This is a genomic window from Actinoalloteichus caeruleus DSM 43889 (assembly GCF_000429185.2).
Taxonomy (GTDB): Bacteria; Actinomycetota; Actinomycetes; order Mycobacteriales; family Pseudonocardiaceae; genus Actinoalloteichus_B; species Actinoalloteichus_B caeruleus.
Genome location: NZ_AUBJ02000001.1, coordinates 3973826 through 3992023, shown reverse-complemented (window position 1 = coordinate 3992023; position 18198 = coordinate 3973826). Strand labels below are relative to the sequence as shown.

The following is an 18198-nucleotide window of genomic DNA, read 5'->3' as shown; positions in this document are numbered from 1 at the left end:
GCGTGCCCGGAGTTCCTCCTGACACGCCGGCGGTTGTCTCCTCGGGCTGCCGGTGCCGCGCGACTCGCTGGTGCGCTCCTGGATGGGGCGAGGTCATCCCGTACGCGACGGGGGTGCGGCCAGGGCGGGGACGTCCTGTCCGGACTCGTCGGCGGAGCCGCGCTCACCGCCGCGCGTATTCGTGTGGACGAGCTCCCGGTGCGCGACCGGAAGCGCGCGAGCCGATCACACATTTTCCCCGGAAGGGGGTTGTGTATCGCCGTTATGGTCTGGACAATATTCCACGGCGAGATTGGGTGTGTCTCGTGAGACGGTAGCCGTGGTGTGACCGCACCGGTGAGAGCACGTTGTCGACGCATGGTCCGGGGGTGTGCGCTGGCGGCGGCCGGCGGCTATTCCTGGTGGTGAGGGGGCTGGCGCCCCTGGTGATGTGGGTCCGGTTCACGCGAAAGGAATTTCGAATACGGCCGGACCGCACTTGTCCCGGGTGTCGGTCGCGGAATCGCGCGGCGTTGGTCGGGTGGTCAGTCGGGGGGTAACGTGAGTCAGGATTCATACTATCTCGATCCGGAATCGGTTCCACAGACAATCGCGAATCTGAATTACGTCCAGGATGACCTGCTGAGGGAGATTCGGCGGTTGGCGGAGCGGTTCGAGCTGCTGTCCTTCCGGGGCGACGACAGGGTGAGCACCAACGCCACCAGGGAGTTCAGGAGGCTGGCGCTCGACCCGGACGACCAGTCGCTGACCGCGGCGATCGACGTCCTGGAGCTCGCCATCAAGCACCAGGTGGGAGCGCTGTCGGCGGCGCTGCACCAGTACGAGTCCATGGAGGAGACGAACGCCGTTCAACCGGTCGAGTTCCAGTGGCCGAACGGGCGGGTCGACCACGCGGGAGACGGGCATGGCAGGTAGTGGGAAGTGGTGGGCCGGGGGCGCCGTGGTGCTGGTCGCCGGGGTGGTGGTGGCCTACCTGGCGGTGGCGCTGCCCTCCGGTGAGGCCGGGCAGGCGCATCCCGGTGGCGCGGGTGCGGGCGCGCCCTCGGTGTCCGAGGAGCCGCCGGCCGACCCCCGGTACCCGCCGGTGGAGAACCCGATCGACATGCGGGCGCTCGAGCCCTGCGACCTGCTGCCGCCGGACGCCGCCGAGGAACTCGGGCTGGCCCCGGAGGGGGAGCTGGAACGGCCGACCGGGCCGTTCGAACCGTGCCTGTGGCGCAACCGGGTCACCGCCACCGACGCGGCGGTGTATCGGGACATCGGGCGCACCGGGTTGGGCGAGGTGTACGACCGGCGCGACGCCTACGCCGTGTTCACCCCGATCACGATCGAGGGCTACCCGGCCGTCGCCGCGCAGCACGTCGAGCAGACGAGGAACTGCCAGGTTTTCGTGGGGACCGCCCACGACCAGCAGTTCGTCGTGCAGTCCGACAACGCGCGCTACGCGGAGGACGGCGTGACCGAGATCGAAAGGAGGGACCCGTGCGGACGGGCCGCCGACGTCGCCCGCGCCGTCCTGGTGCGGCTGCCCACGGGGGACTGACGGAGGAACCCAGAACGACGGGGGAGTGATGGGGATCAACCTGAACCGCGCCAACTACTCCTGGGAGCACACCAACGCCCAGGCGATCTCGGCCGCGCTGCGCACGGACCGGGAGGGGGCCGACCCGCAGGAGATGGTGGTCACCTGGATGGAGATCGCCCAGTCGTTCCGGGCGCTCGCCGAGTACCTCGCGGCGACGGTGCGCGCCTCGGTCGACTCCCACGAGGGGGAGGCCGCGGAGGCCTTCCGATCCTCCACGCTGCCCCTGGCGGGCTTCGCCGAGGAGTGCGGGGCCCAGGCCGTGGAGGCGGCCCACGCGGTCCACCTCCAGGCCGAGTACCTGGAGAGCGCCCGGTCACTGGTGCCCATCGGCCAACCCAGGCCGGAGAAGGGTTTCCTGGACGCGATCCTGCCAGGCCTGACCGGTTACGCCGACGCGATGGATTCCTGGGACCAGGACAACCAGCGCGCCCGGGACGTGATGGTGGAGTACCAGGGCAACTCCAACGGCGTGCTGGGCTCCACCCTCGGTTTCGACCCCCAGGCCCGGGTCGGTGAGCTCCGGGTCGCCGCGCCTCCTCCGGTCACGCCCGTGTCCGAGGTGCACCCGCCGGACTCCGTGGTGGAGCCGTCCTCGGCCCCGGTGATGTCGCCGCGCGACGAGCGCACTGAGTGGCAGGGGGGAGCCGACCCGGTGGACGGTGGTGGGCCCCGCGTTCCGAGGAGCGGAGGCGGACCATCCCCGGACCTGGACCCGGACGTCGAGGCGGCCCCACCCGGCGGGCAGCCGGCCGGCGCCATCCCGCAACCCTCCGCCGCCGGTCAGGCGCCGGCGGTGGAAACGCGGTGGGCGACGCGGGAAACGGGCGGACCGTCCTGGACGACGACCTCACCCGGGGTGTCCTCCGGTGCGGGCCCGACGGCCGGTGGTCGGGGACCGGGACCTTTCGGGATGGCGGCGCGCCACCCCGGTTCCGGAGCGGGAGCACCGCCTGGACGCGGTCCCGGCCCAGGTGGATCCGGTACCGCCCCGCTGGGTCCGGGCCCTGGCGTGGCGGGGGGCGGTACCACCTCCCCGAGCAGGCCCGGCCCGGCGGCCGGCGGCCCCGGAACCGGCCTCGGTGGCGTACCCGGCGGGTCAACCGCCGGGAGGTCGTCGGAGACGGACGACACCCCCTCCCACCGGCGCGCCGACTACCTCGTCGAGATGGAGTCCCTTTTCGATGACGACCGTCGGGTGGCTCCACCGGTGCTGGACGGGATGAACCGTCCCCACGAGGAGCGGTGAGGCGCCATGCCGGCCCAGGACCAGGTGCGCCTCTCCGTGGCGCAGGTGGACTCCATCCGCGTTCGGCTCGGCCTGGCGCTGCCGCCGACGCTGCTGGCGGGCGGTCGCGGAACCACTCAGGACGAGCGCCGGGTCCTGCTGCGGCGGGCCTGGCGGGAGCTGGAGGCGGAGCGGTGGGTGGACGGAGGGGAACCGCACCCGTTCCTGCACCGCGCGTTCCAGACGCTCGCCCGACCGGCGGTCGCGGTGTCCGTGGCGGTCGAGGAGGTGGGGGGCCAGGGCTGGAACGCCGTCGCGGCCCGCGAGGGGACCTTCGGGGTGGTGGCGATCCTTCGGGACCAGCCGGACGAGGACGAGTGGGCACGGACGGTCGTCCTCGAACCGATCCCGCCCACCTCGGTGGCCTACCGCGCCGCCTCGGTGCTGCCTCCCGTGCCCGGCGGTGGCGGGCCCTCGATCAGCCATCCCTCCGACCCGATCACCCTGGCGGCGGACCAGGCGGGACGGGACGTGGGGCGGCTCAGGAGCGCCCTGCGCCGCGCGGGACTCCGAACTGGTGAGGCCGGCCACCTCGCGGAGGCGTTGACGGCGAACCGGCTGCGGGCCGGGGAGTTCAGCGTGCGCGGCTTCGACCCGCTCGCCGGCCGCCGACGGGCCGACCACACCGTGGAGTTCGTCGACACCGCGCGTGGCAGGCACCTGGCCCAGCACCGGCCCGGACCGGACGGGCGCCGCTGGTTCACGTTCGTCTCGGGCGATGCCCGTCGCCTGGTGGGCCGGCTCGAGGAGCTGGTGGTCCAGGTCAACGCGCCCTGACTCAAGCCGACCGCGCCGGTGCCGGCGCCCACGCCGGACGGTCCCGGGGTCTCGCCGGGGCGAGCGGGGAGTTCGACGCCGCCGGTCCTGGGAAGGGCCAGTTCGACGCCCGGCTGGTCCGTGGCCGGGCCTGACGTGGTCCACCCGCCGGCGACGGCACCTTCGACGGCTGGTCCGCGAGTGCGCGGGGCCGCCGAGGCGGGCCTGGCCGGCGGACGTCGCCGGGGGGCCGCGCGATGTCGACGGTCGTGCCAGTCTCTCGATCAGGGGGTCCTCGGGTGGCGCGGCGGGCGGCACCGGGCAGGATCGCCGGGGGCTCGCGGGTGGGAGGAGGCGTGGCGGATGGGCACCGTCGTCGTCGCGAAGGAGTTCAGGGTCGGGCTGCGGGCGGTGGGGGAGCGGCTCGACCGGGTGCCTCCCGTCGAGGCCCGTCGTCGTGGCGCCTGGCGGGGGCCGCAACGGTTGCGACGTGCCGTCCGCGACCTCGTCCACCGGCTTGGGACAGCTGAGGACACCCCCGAGGGGGAGGCGGTGGTCGTGCGCGCGGGTTCGGTGTCCTGGGTCGCGGCCCTGCCGGAGGAGCACCGGGCGGTCGTGGTCTCCCTCGGGGACGCGGAGCGCCGACTCCACGTGTTGGTCGCGCTCCGGTCGAGGGAGGCGGCCCTGCGGTGCGCCACCGGTGTTCGGGCCCGCCCCAACCCCGTCAACGGGGTGTTCGAGGTGCTGCGGGACGCCTTCGTGGCGGAGGGCGACGACGGCCGGCCGGACTCGTCCGGGGGCGACGGGGAGGGTGCCGGGGGGCCGCTGTCGCGTCGGCCGCTCAGCGAGCTCACGGACCTGGGGCTGCCGCGGTGGTTGGCGGCCAGCGCGGTGCGCGCGGGTGGTCCAGGTCAGCTCGTCGAGCTGCTGACCGACGCCCCGGAGTGGCAGCGGTACGTCGTCCTGGACCTGGCGGCCGGCGACAGCGCGGCGACCGTGCGTCGGACCTACGGGCTCGACCCGGTGTCCGAGGGAGCCGAGCGGGTCGACCTGGTCGCCGCCGTCGAACACCCGGCGGCCGCGATGGAGTTCGCCGTCGTCGACTCGCCGACGACGGTGGACGGGCTGCTGGAGGCCACGTCGACCGACTGGTGGTTCTACCCGCACCCGGTGCAGCGCTGGATCGCGTTCCGGGAGTGGGGCCCGGGCCCGGTACGGGTCCTGGGTGGGCCGGGAACGGGGAAGACGACGGTCGCCTCGCACCGCGCGGTCGTCCTGGCTCGCCGGCGACCGGATGCCAGGGTGCTGTTGGTCGTGCCCGACGAGCGACGGTCCGAGGCGATGCGTGCCAGGCTGGCGGGTCTGGTCGAGGCGTCCGTGTCGCGTCGCGTCGAGGTGCGCGACGTCGGGGAGCTGGCGAGACGGGTGCGGGCCGAAGCCTCGGACGGCGGTCCGTCCGGGGTGGGACGGGCGGAGGCGGAGGAGTGGCGGGCCGTCCTCCAACGGTCGGCGGAGCTGTCCGCGCGGGAGCGGGCCGTGCTCACCCCCGCCTTCCTCACGGCCGAGTACCGGGAGGTGCTCGGCGGGCGTGGGCTGGCCGGTCTCGACGGCTACCTCGCGGCGGACCGGGGCGACCGGGCCGTCGAGTTGGATCCGGCCGAGCGGGCGACGGTCTGGCGGCTCGCCCGTCGCTTCGAGGACCACCTCCGGGACCGGGGAGCGATGACCAGCTCGGTCCTCGCCCGTACGGCCGCCGACCTGGCCGAGCGGGCGGCGCGGGAGACCGGAGCACCGAGGGTCACCCGCTACCACCACTTGGTGGTGGATGACGCCCAGGACCTCGACCCGACCCACTGGCGGTTGTTGCGCGCCCTCGTTCCCGTCGGGCCGGACGACGTCCTGCTCTGCGTGGACGCCTCGCAGCGGACGACCACCACCGAGCAGGAACTCGGTGGTCCCGAGGTGGGGGAGTCGGTTGAGCTGGTCCACGAGCGACGAGCCACCCTCGAACTGGTCCGGACCCGCTCCGATCTCTTCGGCGACCTCGTCGACGTGGGCGGTGGGAGCGGGCTCCGATCGGGCCGCGCTGGTCCGGCCGCGTCCTTCCTCGCCTTCGACACGGCCGAGAAGGAGCGGCGGGGAGTCGTCGAACTCGTCCGGGCCTGGCGGGTCCGGCACGGTGCGGACGGGGGCACCGCCGTGCTCGCCACCACCGCCCACGAGGCGGATGTGCTCGCCCGGCGGTTGGCCTCGGCGGGCCTCGGTGGCGTACGGCTCGGCGAGGTCGTCGCGGAGGGGGCGGTGTCGGTGTGGGTGGGCACGCTGGTCGATGCGGTCGGCTGCGCGTTCCGACGGGTCGTCGTGGTGGGAGCGGACGCGGAACGGCTACCGGCACGGAACCTCTCGGAGGCGGGGGCGGCCGGGTTCGCCAGGCTGCTGGAGCGGCGCGAACGACGTCTCCTCCACCTCGCCTGCGCCCGCGCGTCGGACCAGCTCGTGATCACCTGGACGGGCGAGCCGTCCCGGTTCCTGGCCCGGCCACAGGTGGCGGGCTGAGGAACGCCCGCGCGGTGCGGACCCCGAGCCCGGTCAGAGCGCGCCGCCGGCGGCCTCGGGCGCGGTCGGGTCGGAACCACCGTCCCCGACGGTCTCCCTGGCGAGGAAGTTCTCCACCTCGAACAGGTTGCCCTGAGCGCGGCGCACCACGTTGAGCAACGTGGACATCTGCGCCACCTCCTCGACCTGCTCCTTGAGGAACCACTGCATGAACTGCTCGCCGAGGTAGTCGTCCTCCGCCCTGGCGGCCTTCGCCAGCGCGATGATCTCCTCGGTCACCTCCCGTTCCTGTTCGAGGGCCAGGGCGATGAGTTCCTCCACCTCACCGAATTCGTTGCGCACCTCGTCGACACCGGGAATGGCGGGGTCGAGGTCGTTGTCGAGGAGGTAGCGGACGATCATCATCGCGTGATTCCGCTCTTCCAGGGCCTGCTGGTAGAAGTGCTTGGCCAGCTGGGGAAGGTCGTGGGAGTCGAACCAGACCGCCACTGCCACGTACTGCTGCGAGGCGGTGAACTCGTTGCGAACCTGGGCTCGCAACAGGGAGTGGAAGGTCGACTCGACATGCTGGATCTTCTTCGCGGAGACGGACATGAATTCATCGTAGTGGGTCGTTGAGAGTGTGACGACTTGTGGCGACGTGTCTCACGAATTCTTTCGCGCCCACAGGTGAGGCTTCCTTTCCTTTGTGTTGCCTCATATTTCTGAGGTTCGCTTAACCAAACCACGTATTCCTGACCTGTCCCGGTGCGGCCCGCTCGTCTGGGTGAGAAGTTGGTGACCTCCGGTAATCCTCGCAGTTCAGGGGTGGTTCTCCCCTGTGGATGAGCGTTCGTGCCCGAGGCGGTGCCGCTGCCATGATCGCGGCGTCGTCAGGCCGGCCTCGGTCGCGGTCGAGCCCGAGCGCCGCATCCACCCAACACCGGGACAAGGAGTCGGAAGATGGAACGAACTCGCCCATTGGCGGTGGTATCCCTCGGGATGCTGCTCGTGTCCGCGCTGTTCGCGGTCTCCGCGAACGCGTCCTCGGCGCCCGGTTTCGGGGACTGGGTCGCGGCCGAGCCCGGGGTGAACGGTCCTGTCGCGTTCACCGGGGTGGCGGGTATCGGTCACGGGCGGACGGTCGCGGTCGGGGTCGACGACCAGGGGCCGGTCGCGCTGCACGAACGGGACGGCGTGTGGACCGCGCTGCGCCTGCCCGGGCTCGCCGAACCAGCCGCGGTCGCCGGCCCGGCACCCGACCAGGTCTGGGCGGTGGGCGGCGGGCTGGTGTGGCGGTTCGACGGCGTTCGGTGGACCACCGAGGCCGTTCCGGCGTCGGGTGACGCCGGGCGGGCGGAGCTGGTCGACGTCGCCGTGGCGTCCTCGGGTGAGGTGTGGGTGGTGGGGACGACCCGGCCGCCGGGTGGGGGCGAACGGCCCCTGCTGCTACACCGGACGGCCACGGAGGGCCGGTGGCACGTCCAGGAGCCCCCCGTGGCCGGGCGGGCCCGGCTCACCGCCGCGCACGCGAGGAACGCATCGGACGTGTGGGTGGTCGGGGAACGCCCCGACCTGGACGCTCCGTTGATCCTGCGGTGGGACGGCCGCTCCTGGGCGGAACACGCGGGGCCGGCGGGTGAGGACGGATCGGTCGTGCTCCTCGACGTCGTCGGGGTCAGCGACCGCGAGGCGTGGGCGGTGGGCCGTGCCCTGGCGCACGACGGCGACGCCGAACCCCGCCCGTTCCTGGCCGAATGGGACGGGCGGCACTGGTCGATCCCGGACACGCCCATCGCCGACGCCGATCTGCGAGCCGTGACCGTCTACCGGAGCGAGCCGGTGGCGGTGGGCCGCACCGCGGAGGGTGGTCCCTACCTGCTCCGGCGCAGCGACCGCCACTGGCAGCCGTGGCGGGTGACGGGTCTGGACGGCCTGGCCCTGGTCGACGTCGACGCCGCGCACGGATCGGTCCTGTGGACGGTGGGGACACCCACGGGCCAGGGCCTCGGGTCCGGGCTGGGCGGCTACCTCGGTTCCACGAGCCGGTAGGCCGGGCGCGGCAGGTGGTCGGGACGGCACCGGCCTCCCACCCGGGCGGGGTAGCGGGCGGGAAGGGGCGTCCGTGGGCGCGGTCGCGCCGCCTCCCGTCCCGCTCACCCGGTCGCGGGGCGAACGGCCCACCGCGGACCCCCACCCGGCACCGGGGCATGCCTTTTCGGCCGGTGCCGGTGCGGTCGATGTCTCAGACCTGGTCGCGGACGAGCGGGCAGGACATGCAGCGCGGGCCGCCTCGGCCAGACCCGAGTTCGGAGCCGGAGATCCGCAGCACCTCGATGCCCTGGGCCTCCAGCCTGGCGTTGGTCTCCACGTTGCGCTCGTAGGCCACCACCACGCCCGGTGCCAGCGCGAGCGTGTTGTTCCCGTCGTCCCACTGCTCCCGCTCCGCCGTCACCGGGTCGAGGCCGGTCTCGATGACGCGGAGGCGTTCGATCCCCATCGACTCGGCGGCGGCGGTCAGGAAGGGGGTCGGCCCGCCGATCCGGAGCGTCCCGTCCGGGCGCGCGGTGATGGGGAAGGCGGTGAGGCTGTCCTGGACCGCCGGGTAGAGCACGACGGCGTCGGTGTCGACCATCGTGCACAGCGTGTCCAGGTGCATCCAGGCTCGACGTTGCTCGATCGGTACCGCGAGGACGGTGTGCGCGAGGCCGTCCGCCAGCACCGACCGAGCCAGGGACTCCGCGCCGGCCGGAGTGGTGCGTTCGCCGACGCCGATGGCCAACACCCCGGGGGCGAGCAGCAGCACGTCCCCGCCCTCCACCGGCGCCGAGTGCGCCCCGTAGGCGCGCCTGGCGCGGGTGAAGCGGGGGTGGAACGCGTAGATGAGGTCGGTCAGGGACGTCTCCCGGCGGCGGGCCGGCATGGTGAGCGAGGTGATGCCGACCCGGTCCCCGATCCACACCGAGGAGTCCCTGGTGAACAGCAGGTTCGGCAGCGGGTCCACCGCGAAGTCGTGGGGGTGGCGCATCTTCCTGACCAGGGAGCCGCCCTCCGCCGCCGGCAGTTCCTCGAAGGTCATCCCCGCCGTGAGCACGGAGGCCAACGTCGTGACGTCCGCCTCGCTGAGGTACGAGCGCAGCACGTCGGCCAGGTCCAGGCCCAGGCGGTGCTCGTCGACGGCGGCCACCACACCGGCCGCCCGAGCCCTGGGGTCGGCCAGGGCCTGGGACAGCAGGTCGGTGAGCAGGAGCACCTCGGAGCCCCGAGCCCGCAGGGTCTCGGCGAAGGCGTCGTGTTCCTCCTGCGCCCGGTCGACCCAGGGGATGCCGTCGAAGAGCAGCCGGTCGTTGTTGCGGGGGGTGAGGCGTTTCAGTTCTTCACCCGGCCGGTGGAGGAGAACCGAACGTAGCCTTCCCACCTCGGTGTGCACCGATCCGGCCGGCTCTGGTGCCTGTTGGTCGAGGGTCGCGGTCGCCGTCGCTTCCGATTCCACGCGTTCCAGCCTAGTGAAGGAGCGGAAGGAAAGCCGGCTCTGACGGGGATCTGTGGGTAATTACGATCGTAATCATCGGTTCCTCTGGTTGTTCGTTAAACCTGACGCCTAACCAAGGGTGTCATCGTTGCGCGTATGGGTTACCCCACTACTGGTCGCACCGGGCAGCGGAGGGTAGCGGGGGCCACCGTCCCCCGGGTGCCCAGCGGAGTGAGGACTACGCCGAACCACCCCGCGAGGTCCGTCCGGTAAGTCCTACGCTCTCCGATGTGAAAATCCATGAGCGGACCATCCTGAACGGCAGGGTGGTGATCGTGACCGGTGCTGGCAGGGGCATCGGCCGCGCCGAAGCACTGGAGTGCGGGAGACAGGGCGCCGCCGTCGTCGTCTCCGACCTGGACGAGGCGGTGGCCACCGAGGTCGTCGACCAGATCAGGTCCGAGGGCGGGCGCGCGGTCGCCAGCGTCGGGGACGTCTCGGACACGATGGTCGCCGACGCCCTCGTCACTCGCGCCGTCGCCGAGTTCGGCCAGCTGGACGCGCTGGTCAACAACGCCGGTTTCGTCTCGGACCGCACCGTCGCGAAGATGTCGGACGACGAGTGGGACTCGGTGCTGCGCGTGCACCTGCGCGGCCACTTCACCTGCACGCGGGCCGCCTGCCGCTACTGGAAGGAGTCCGAGCGGACGGGGCGCCTGGTGCACACCACCTCCGCCTCCGGCATCCTCGGGAACTTCGGCCAGAGCAACTACGGCACCGCGAAGGCGGGCATCGCGGCGTTCTCCACCATCGTCGCGATGGAGATGGCCCGCTACCAGGTGACGTCCAACGCCATCGCCCCCTCCGCGATCACCCGGCTCACCGAGGACCTGCTGCCCGACGAGGAGATGCGGGAACACGAGCGCGCGGCGGAGGAGCACGGCTTCGACTTCTTCGCGCCGGAGAACATCGCGCCCCTGGTCGCGTACCTGTGCTCGGCGGACTCCGGTCACATCAGCGGCAAGGTGTTCGGGGTGCAGGGTGACAGCATCGAGCTGTACCAGCCGTTCACCTCCGTCGCGGAGATCACTGCCGGCAACAGGCGGTGGCGCCCGTCGGAGCTGGACGGACGCATCGACGACCTCTTCAGCGACGCCTGCGTGCAGGCCGGTCCGGAGAACATGATGGCCAGGATGCGGTACGGCATCCTCAGCACCTGACGCCGGCGGCTTCCCCGGAGGATGGCTCGGCCCCGAACGAGCCGTCCGTCCGGTCTGGCGGGGACCGGCGCCCCGCACCTCCTCGTCCCGCCCCCCACGACCCGCTGGTCGAACGGCGGACGCCCGCCCCGCGACCCTCGCGCGGGTGGGGAGTGCTCCGACCGCCCGGCCCGGGTTCGAGGAACGGGGACGCTGGCCCCGGACCCGATCGCCCATCGATGGCCCCGACCCCGAGCCGCGTGGCGGTGGTCCTCCCGGTGTGCCATGCCGGGGCCGCCGTGTTCCGCGCGGAGCTGTCCCCGCCCGTTCTCGGCGGTCTGCCGCCGCTGGTGGGGCTCGCCGAGGTCATCCGGGCGTGGACGGCGCGGCACCGCCCGGACCCCCCGGACCGTCCCGGCCGAGGTGGTCGAACGGGTGCCGCCAGCGCGCGCCGATCCCCTCCCCCGGGTCAGTCGCGGGGATGGTCCTCCCCGCGTTGGCGGAGGCGGCCGGTCCGGCCTGGTTCGGGCCCCTCCGGTCCGGGCGGACCCCGACGACGTGCGAGATGGGCGGCTGGGGGCGCGCCGACGGAGCGTGAACGCGCCCACCTGGCGGCCGCGCGGGCCGGACAAGGAGGTGAGAGGTCGCGCTGGCCTGGTCCGCCGGTACGTCGACGTGGCAGGACGCCGCTGGTGTCGCTCGTGGCGGTCGACGAGGGGCAGGTCGACGGGCGGCAAGCCGCTGCTCTGGGCTACCACCGGACGTCGCACACGGCTTTGGTCAGAAGTGAGCGCCCCGGCCGGGCCGACGCCTCACAGCGGAGGCATCGCCGGGCATCCGAGCAGTCGTCCCTCGACGAGGTGGCATCGGGGCGGTGGGGCCACCTCCGGAGCGCGGGGGCGCCCGGGGGACCTCCGCGTCGCCCGGGTCCCGACGACGCGCGGCGCGGGTCAGGGCAGCCAGGACAGGTGTGGTCCGAGCAGCGCGTACCCCACGAAGGCGACGACGTCGATGAGCGCGTGCCCCACCACCAGGGCCCACAACCGGTTGGTGCGCTGCCAGTACCTGGCGTAGACGAGCCCCATCACGATGTTGCCGAGGAAACCGCCGAACCCCTGGTACAGGTGGTAGGTGCCTCGGAGGACGGCGGAGAACCAGAGTGACGCGTTCTCCGACCAGCCGAGCTGCCGCAGCCTGGTGATCAGGTACCCGACGACCAGGATCTCCTCGGCCCAGGAGTTGCCGACGGCGGAGAGCACCAGGGTCACCGAGCGCCACCACGCCTCGTCCAGCGTGCTGGGCAGCACGGTCAGGTTGATGCCGATCGCCCTGGTGACGAGGTAGAAGGCGAGACCCGGAACGCCGATGATGGCGGCGAGCCCGGCTCCCCTGGCGAAGTCACGCCCGACCTGGGCCCGGTCCAGGCCGATCCGGCGCAGCGCGACACCCGCGCGCCACAGCAGGTAGACGCCGAGCGCGCCCCACGACAGCAGTTGAAGCACGCTCGTGAGCTGCCGGGCCAGGTCGAGCAACCCGATGGTGGCCTGCGGGACGTTGATGGCGACGGACTGCTCCGAGAGCGGTGCGGGCCGCAGCAGGGAGTCCAGCAGGGACAGCAGGCTGCGCAGCCCGGACAGTCCGAGTGTCGCGGTGAAGACGATGAGGAGTTCGATGACGACCGCTCGTCGCTGACCCGGATCGGAGATCACCTCGGGGTCTGCTGGGCGGGCCGGGCGGAACCAAGACCGCGGCGTGGAGGGCACGTCCGCACCGTACAGCGGCCGAGGAGCGGCGGAAGGCGCCTCCGGGCACTCGGGACCCGGGCCGCGACCGGCCGACGGGCCGAGTGCGCGCACCTCCTCGTCGCGGAGGGCGCCGACCGGGTGGTGGCGGGCACGGACGTGCCGAACCGGCCGATGGCGGCGGCTTTCGACCGGGCTGGTTACCCGGTCGGGCAGCACTGCCTCGACCTGGCCCGAGGTGGGGTCGTGGCTGTCCGCGTGGGCGGGCGGACAGGACGGGTGCCCACCGGAACCGATGCCGGCGTGGCCGGCTGGCTCACGGCCCGGTGGTCACCGCTCGCACGAACGGGCAGCCCACGAGCCGGCGCAGCTCCAGCGAGAGCTCGCGCACCTCGGTGACCGGGCGGGAGAAGGCCAACCGGACGTCGTGGTCCCCGGTCACGGACTCCACCCTCAGCCGCAGACCGAACCGGTCGATGCCCAACGGCCGCACCCGACCGCCCCGCAGGTGGTCGGGAACGTGGCGGCCCAGCATGCCGACCACGTCCCGGTGCGCGTTCTCCAGGTGACGCAGCCAGTGCGGCTCCTGCCGGCAGAACGGGTCCGGAGTGGCGCCCGCGAACTCCTCCGGGCCCACGGGGCAGGTGCCCTCCGCGTCGGCGAGGACCATCGACGCGGGTGTGAGCCGGAGGAGGGACATGCCATGGCCGATGTCCAACAGCCGGGCGTCCGGGCGGCGCTCGGCGATCCACAGACCCGTGTCACGGGCCTCGCCCGGATCCAGCGCCGTGAGCAGGCCGGTGAACCACAACAGCCCCCGCACCGGCTCCCTGAGCGGTACCGGAGCCGGGTCGGCCAGTTCCAGCACCGCGGCCGAGACCCCCTCGTCCCCGCCGCGCAGCCCGGTCACCACCGGGTGCTCGTCCGGCAGCATGAGGGTGACCACCCCGTCCGGTGCGGTGTGGTGCAGGATCGGCTCGACCCGGGCCGCGCTGGTCTCGTCCGGCATCAGGGCCGCCCGGCCTCCGCGCTCGGCGATGCTCCTCGCGCGTTCGGCCGAGCCGGGGCCGGTCACGCGATGGTCGGGCGTCGTCACCACCAACTCACCTCCAAGAGTTAGGTGAGCCTAACCTGTTTTCCGCGTTCGGGGTAGTCGTGCCCGGCGGCCGACGGGTCGGCGTTCCGCTCACCCCGTCGCGCGGGACTCCGGGCCCCGGCGGGCCCAGGACCAGGCGTAGCGGTCGTCCTCGCAGGCGAGGGCCGCCTCCCCCAGCTCCAGCGGTCGGAAGGTGTCCACCATGACGGCGGTCTCGTCGAACCGTTCGGCGCCCAGGGAGGCCTCCACGGCGCCGGGCTGAGGGCCGTGCGTGCACCCGGCCGGGTGCAGGGACAGCGAACCCAGCCCGATCCCCGAGCCCTTCCTGGCCTCGTAGTCGCCCCCCACGTAGAACATCAGCTCGTCCGAGTCGACATTGGCGTGGTTGTAGGGCACGGGCACCGCGAGCGGGTGGTAGTCGACCTTGCGGGGCACGAACGAGCACACCACGAAGTTCGGGCCCTCGAAGGTCTGGTGCACCGGCGGCGGCTGGTGGACACGGCCGGTGATCGGCTCGAAGTCGGCGATGTTCAGCGCCCACGGGTACAGGCAGCCGTCCCACCCCACCACGTCGAACGGGTGGTGGGCGTAGGTGAGGACGGAGAGGCCGGCGCGGTGCCGGACCAGGACGTCGACGTCCTCGCCCTCGACCAGCAACGGCGCGGTGGGGGCGCGCAGGTCCCGTTCGCAGTAGGGGGAGTGTTCGAGGAACTGGCCCCGCGCCGACAGGTACCGGCGCGGCGGTCCGATGTGGCCGGTCGCCTCCAGGACGAGGAGCCGCAACACACCCCTGGGGAGGACGCGGTAGGTGCAGGAGGTCGGCAGCACGACGTAGTCGCCCGGGCCGACCTCCAGCGCCCCGTACACGGTCTCCACCGTCGCGGAGCCCGACCGCACGTACAGCAGCTCGTCGCCGACGGCGTTGCGGTACAGCCCGCTGTCGGCGTCCGCCTCCACGTACGAGATGGACACGTCGGGGTTCGCGAACAGCTGCCGCCGGCCCGTGACGGCGTCCACGGGGCCCGCCGGCCAGCTCAGCGCCGGGGTGCGGAAATGCCGGGGTTTCAGGGGGAGGTTGGGGGTGGTGGACCGGTCGTGGGCCTCGGCGGAGGAGGCGCGGCCGGCCCAGTCCGGCTCCCGCGAGTCGATGATCGCCGTGGGGAGTTCCCGGTGGTAGAGCAGGGCGGAGTCCGAGGAGAACCCCTCCACCCCCATCAGCTCCTCCGCGTACAGGCTCCCGTCCGGTGAGCGGAACTGGGTGTGCCGTTTGGGGGGTAACTCACCAACACTGCGGTAGTGGGGCATGCTGGCTCCCGGTGTTCGTTATGCGGACACCTTTGTTCATTGTTCGTTCCGGCACTAGCGTGTCAGCCGTGTCAAGCGCCGTTGAACTTCATGCTCCCGGTCCGCGGGGGATCCCTCCCCTGCTCGCGCGGTTGGTCGACGACGCCGCGCTCTTCCCGCCCGCCAACACCGGAATGGCCGAGGCGGTTCGCGGCCATCTGGAGGGACGGGCTGGTAACGCGGCCGGCGTCATGGGGCTGTTCCTCTGCCCCTCGTCGCGGCTGCCGGAACTCATCACCGAACTGATCAAGGCGAAGCCGCTGCGCCCGGTGGCGTTGTCGCTGGTCATCGACACCGGATTGGGGGGAGTGCCCAAGGCCGTATCCATCGTGGAGTCCCGCACCGAACTGCTGTCGCTGAACATGGTGGAGATGCCCGCGCCGTCCGAGGTGGACGACGTGTGGCTCGAACGCGTGTCCGAGTTCGTGCCGGAGGACGTCATCCGCGTCATCGAACCGCGCCGCGGCGGCGCCGGCTGGCTGGACAGCGTGCGGCGGGTCGCCGAGCACGGCTCGTGGGCCAAGCTGCGGTGCGGCGGCCTCACCCCCGAGGCGTTCCCCTCCGTCGACCAGGTGGCCGACTTCCTGTCGGTGGCCAGCAGCACCGGCATCCCCTTCAAGGCGACGGCGGGGATGCACCACGCGGTGCGCTACATGGACGAGGAGACCAACTTCCCCCACCACGGGTTCCTGAACCTGCTGGTCGCCTGCGCCAGGGCGCTGTCAGGTCGGGATGTCCGGGAGGCGTTGGCGAGCGACGACGCCACCGCGCTCGCCGAGGAGGCCAAGGAGCTCTCCGACGAGGCGGCCCGCGCCGTGCGGGGCGTGTTCGCCTCCTACGGCTCCTGCTCGTTGAGCGAGCCGCTCGACGATCTCCGTGAACTCGGCCTGCTGTGACCAGGTGACGCCGCACCGACGCGCGGGGGTCGCGTCGGTGTGCCCGCCATGCCGGACGCCGGCCGCGCCCGGTCAATTCGGTGGTGTACGACCACCTCCCTGCGGAAGGGTGATCGTGTGAGCTGGATCGACGACCCCGCGTTCAGCGCGGCCGACCCGTTCGGACCGCAGACCCTGCCCTACGGGGTGGGGCGGGTGCGCGCGGAGACCGCGACGGGTGCGCTCGTGCGGGTGGGCGACCACGCGCTGCCGTTGCGCCCACTGGCGACCCACCTCGGACCACGGCTGTCCGGACCACTGGCCGCCGACTCGCTGGACCCGCTGTTGGCGGCCGGGCGCCCGGCGTGGGCGGAACTGCGGGAGAGGCTGCGCGAGGTCGTCGACCGCGGATCAGCGCCGCCCGGCGCCGACCTCGTGCCGTTGGCGGAGGTCCGGCCGGTGCTGCCGTTCGCGGTCGCCGACTACGTCGACTTCTACTCCTCGCGGCACCACGCGGAGAACGTCGGTCGGATCTTCCGCCCGGACTCCGACCCGCTGCTCCCGAACTGGACGCACCTGCCGGTCGGGTACCACGGGCGGGCCGGCACGGTCATCGCCAGCGGAACCCCCGTGCGCCGGCCGAGAGGGCAACGGAGACCGCAGGGCTCCACGGGCCCGGTGTTCGGACCGAGCGAGCGGCTGGACATCGAGGCCGAGGTGGGTTTCGTCTGCGGCGGACCGGTCCGGGGCGAGGTGGGCACCGCCGAGCTGGCCGACCACGTCCTGGGGGTCGCGCTGGTCAACGACTGGTCGGCCCGGGACATCCAGGCGTGGGAGTACCAGCCGTTGGGCCCCTTCCTGGGCAAGTCGTTCGCCACCTCCCTCGCCCACTGGATCACCCCGCTGGCCGCGTTGGAGGCGGCGCGGGTGCCCACACCCCCGGCGCCGAACCCCCTGCTGGACTACCTGTCGGAGGACGAGCCCTGGGGCTTGGACCTGAGGCTCGAGGTCCGCTGGAACGGCACCGTGGTGAGCCGACCACCGTTCGCCGAGATGGCCTGGTCGCCGGCGCAGCAGCTGGCGCACCTCACGGTGAACGGGGCGACGGTCCGTCCCGGCGACCTCTTCGCCTCCGGGACGGTGTCCGGCCCGGACCGGGCGGAACGCGGTTCCTTCCTCGAACTGAGCTGGGGAGGCCGGGAACCGGTGACCCTCGACGACGGCACCACCCGTGCCTTCCTGCTCGACGGGGACACCGTCGAGATCACGGCCACCGCACCGGGACCGGACGGCTCGGTCGTCGGGCTGGCCGAGGTCACGGGCCGGGTACTGCCCGCCGACGTCGAGCCGACCGCCGTACGCGGTCCCGGACGCTGACATGTCCGTCCCCACCACCCGACAACCGGCGACCGCCACGAGCCCGGTGACGACGCGCGGCCCGGTAGCCGAGGAACCGGTCGCCGAGGTCGAGCTCCCCGGGCTCCCGCGCGAACGCTCCCTCACCCTCGAACGGGGGTTGGCGTTGTTGCAGGCGGTCGCCGAGGCGCAGTCCGACGCCCCGACCATCAGCGAACTCGCGGCCGCCATCCGGGTCAGTCGAGCCGCCGTGTACCGGCTGCTGGGGCCGCTCCAGGCGCGGGGCCTGGTCCGTCGGGAGGGGTCAAGGGTTCGGCTCGGTCTCGGCCTGCTCACCCTGGCGGGCAACGTGCTGCCCCAGGTGCGGCTGGCCGCGCTGCCCGCGCTGCGGGAACTGGCCGAACGGACCGGAGCGACCGCGCACATCACGGTGGCCGACGGCGAGGAGGCCCAGGTCGTGGCGGTCGTCGAACCCACCTGGACCGTCTTCCACGTCTCCTACCGGGTGGGCTACCGGCACCCGGCACGGCAGGGCGCGGCCGGGCGGGCCATCGACCTGTCCGCCGACCGGCACTGGGTGTTCTCCAGCGGGGAGATCCAGGAGGGCGCCTACGGCGTCGCCGCCCCGGTGCGCGGGGTGACCGGACTCCGGGCGAGCGTCGGGGTGGTGGCGCTGCGCCCGGTGGACGAGGCCACGGTGGGCCCGCTCACCGTCACCGCCGCCGAGGCGGTCTCGGCCGCGTTGACCTGAGCGAGGCGGTACCCGGCCGGCGGAACGGGAACCGGTGGCCGTGCGCGCTGCCCGAACCGGCACGGGTAACGGATGCCCGAGCGTCGGGATCAGGGCCCGGCCTGGCCGCGGCAGGGGCCCAGCCAACCGACCCGGGCGTTCGGCACGCCCGCCTGGCGCCGGCCAGGGCAACGGAAATGTCTCTGTGTGATCGTACTGTCAC

Annotated in this window: 15 protein-coding genes; 10 read left to right on the top strand and 5 right to left on the bottom strand. The window is 72.8% G+C overall.

The features are described 5' to 3' along the window. Positions 1-639: 639 nt before the first annotated feature. From G443_RS15740 to G443_RS15720, 5 genes are all read left to right on the top strand, one after another. Positions 640-915, top strand: a complete 276-nt coding sequence (locus tag G443_RS15740; RefSeq protein WP_026417769.1) for a hypothetical protein — start codon at positions 640-642, stop codon at positions 913-915. Beyond that, positions 905-1543 carry a DUF3558 domain-containing protein gene (locus tag G443_RS15735; RefSeq protein ID WP_081715263.1) on the top strand — a complete coding sequence of 213 codons (639 nt, stop codon included), beginning with the start codon at positions 905-907 and terminating at the stop codon, positions 1541-1543. Before G443_RS15740 ends, G443_RS15735 begins: the two co-directional genes overlap by 11 nt. Before the next feature lie 28 nt (positions 1544-1571). Next, complete coding sequence (locus G443_RS25105) at positions 1572-2831, top strand: hypothetical protein (protein WP_026417767.1); 1260 nt, start codon at positions 1572-1574, stop codon at positions 2829-2831. A gap of 6 nt (positions 2832-2837) precedes the next feature. Next, on the top strand, positions 2838-3647 hold the full coding sequence (locus G443_RS15725) for an ESX secretion-associated protein EspG (RefSeq protein WP_026417766.1): 810 nt from the start codon (positions 2838-2840) through the stop codon (positions 3645-3647). Between the two features lie 342 nt (positions 3648-3989). Beyond that, the gene (locus tag G443_RS15720; protein ID WP_026417765.1) at positions 3990-6182 is read left to right on the top strand and encodes an AAA family ATPase; all 2193 of its coding nucleotides are present in this window, start codon (positions 3990-3992) and stop codon (positions 6180-6182) included. Between the two features lie 33 nt (positions 6183-6215). On the opposite strand, the gene G443_RS15715 is transcribed toward G443_RS15720, so the two are convergent. Beyond that, positions 6216-6776, bottom strand: a complete 561-nt coding sequence (locus G443_RS15715; protein ID WP_026417764.1) for a ferritin — start codon at positions 6774-6776, stop codon at positions 6216-6218. 348 nt (positions 6777-7124) lie between these two features. Between G443_RS15715 and G443_RS15710 the strand changes: the two genes are divergently transcribed. Then, the gene (locus G443_RS15710) at positions 7125-8213 is read left to right on the top strand and encodes a hypothetical protein (RefSeq protein WP_155886040.1); all 1089 of its coding nucleotides are present in this window, start codon (positions 7125-7127) and stop codon (positions 8211-8213) included. A gap of 193 nt (positions 8214-8406) precedes the next feature. Here the strand turns inward: G443_RS15710 and G443_RS15705 are convergent, their stop codons facing one another. Further along, positions 8407-9591 carry an arginine deiminase gene (locus G443_RS15705; protein ID WP_026417762.1) on the bottom strand — a complete coding sequence of 395 codons (1185 nt, stop codon included), beginning with the start codon at positions 9589-9591 and terminating at the stop codon, positions 8407-8409. Positions 9592-9923: 332 nt separating this feature from the next. On the opposite strand from G443_RS15705, the gene G443_RS15700 reads away from it, so the two are divergent. Continuing rightward, positions 9924-10853 (top strand): SDR family NAD(P)-dependent oxidoreductase, encoded by a 930-nt coding sequence (locus G443_RS15700; RefSeq protein ID WP_026417761.1) that lies wholly within the window; start codon positions 9924-9926, stop codon positions 10851-10853. A gap of 929 nt (positions 10854-11782) precedes the next feature. Here G443_RS15700 and G443_RS15695 read toward each other — a convergent pair. The 3 genes from G443_RS15695 to G443_RS15685 all read right to left on the bottom strand — a co-directional run bounded on the left by G443_RS15695 (position 11783) and on the right by G443_RS15685 (position 14975). Next, entirely contained in the window at positions 11783-12595 is an 813-nt protein-coding gene (locus G443_RS15695; RefSeq protein WP_169731677.1) for a CPBP family intramembrane glutamic endopeptidase, read from the bottom strand. Between the two features lie 295 nt (positions 12596-12890). Then, the gene (locus tag G443_RS15690) at positions 12891-13673 is read right to left on the bottom strand and encodes a DUF2470 domain-containing protein (RefSeq protein ID WP_051313527.1); all 783 of its coding nucleotides are present in this window, start codon (positions 13671-13673) and stop codon (positions 12891-12893) included. A gap of 87 nt (positions 13674-13760) precedes the next feature. Further along, positions 13761-14975: a homogentisate 1,2-dioxygenase gene (locus tag G443_RS15685; protein WP_026417758.1), complete on the bottom strand. Its 1215-nt coding sequence runs from the start codon at positions 14973-14975 to the stop codon at positions 13761-13763. A 68-nt stretch (positions 14976-15043) separates the two neighbouring features. On the opposite strand from G443_RS15685, the gene G443_RS15680 reads away from it, so the two are divergent. From G443_RS15680 to G443_RS15670, 3 genes are all read left to right on the top strand, one after another. Beyond that, entirely contained in the window at positions 15044-15910 is an 867-nt protein-coding gene (locus tag G443_RS15680) for a hypothetical protein (RefSeq protein WP_026417757.1), read from the top strand. 117 nt (positions 15911-16027) lie between these two features. Next, positions 16028-17266: a fumarylacetoacetate hydrolase family protein gene (locus G443_RS15675; RefSeq protein ID WP_026417756.1), complete on the top strand. Its 1239-nt coding sequence runs from the start codon at positions 16028-16030 to the stop codon at positions 17264-17266. 1 nt (position 17267) lies between these two features. Next, positions 17268-17996, top strand: coding sequence for a helix-turn-helix domain-containing protein (locus G443_RS15670; RefSeq protein WP_035291472.1), 729 nt, complete (start codon positions 17268-17270; stop codon positions 17994-17996). Positions 17997-18198 lie beyond the last annotated feature (202 nt).

What these genes read in the sequence shown, in the direction of transcription:
- G443_RS15735 (WP_081715263.1), top strand. Translation starts at nt 905, where the DNA reads ATGGCAGGTAGTGGGAAGTGGTGGGCCGGGGGCGCCGTGGTGCTGGTC.
- G443_RS25105 (WP_026417767.1), top strand. Translation starts at nt 1,572, where the DNA reads ATGGGGATCAACCTGAACCGCGCCAACTACTCCTGGGAGCACACCAAC.
- G443_RS15725 (WP_026417766.1), top strand. Translation starts at nt 2,838, where the DNA reads ATGCCGGCCCAGGACCAGGTGCGCCTCTCCGTGGCGCAGGTGGACTCC.
- G443_RS15720 (WP_026417765.1), top strand. Translation starts at nt 3,990, where the DNA reads ATGGGCACCGTCGTCGTCGCGAAGGAGTTCAGGGTCGGGCTGCGGGCG.
- G443_RS15715 (WP_026417764.1), bottom strand. Translation starts at nt 6,776, where the DNA reads ATGTCCGTCTCCGCGAAGAAGATCCAGCATGTCGAGTCGACCTTCCAC.
- G443_RS15710 (WP_155886040.1), top strand. Translation starts at nt 7,125, where the DNA reads ATGGAACGAACTCGCCCATTGGCGGTGGTATCCCTCGGGATGCTGCTC.
- G443_RS15685 (WP_026417758.1), bottom strand. Translation starts at nt 14,975, where the DNA reads ATGCCCCACTACCGCAGTGTTGGTGAGTTACCCCCCAAACGGCACACC.
- G443_RS15670 (WP_035291472.1), top strand. Translation starts at nt 17,268, where the DNA reads ATGTCCGTCCCCACCACCCGACAACCGGCGACCGCCACGAGCCCGGTG.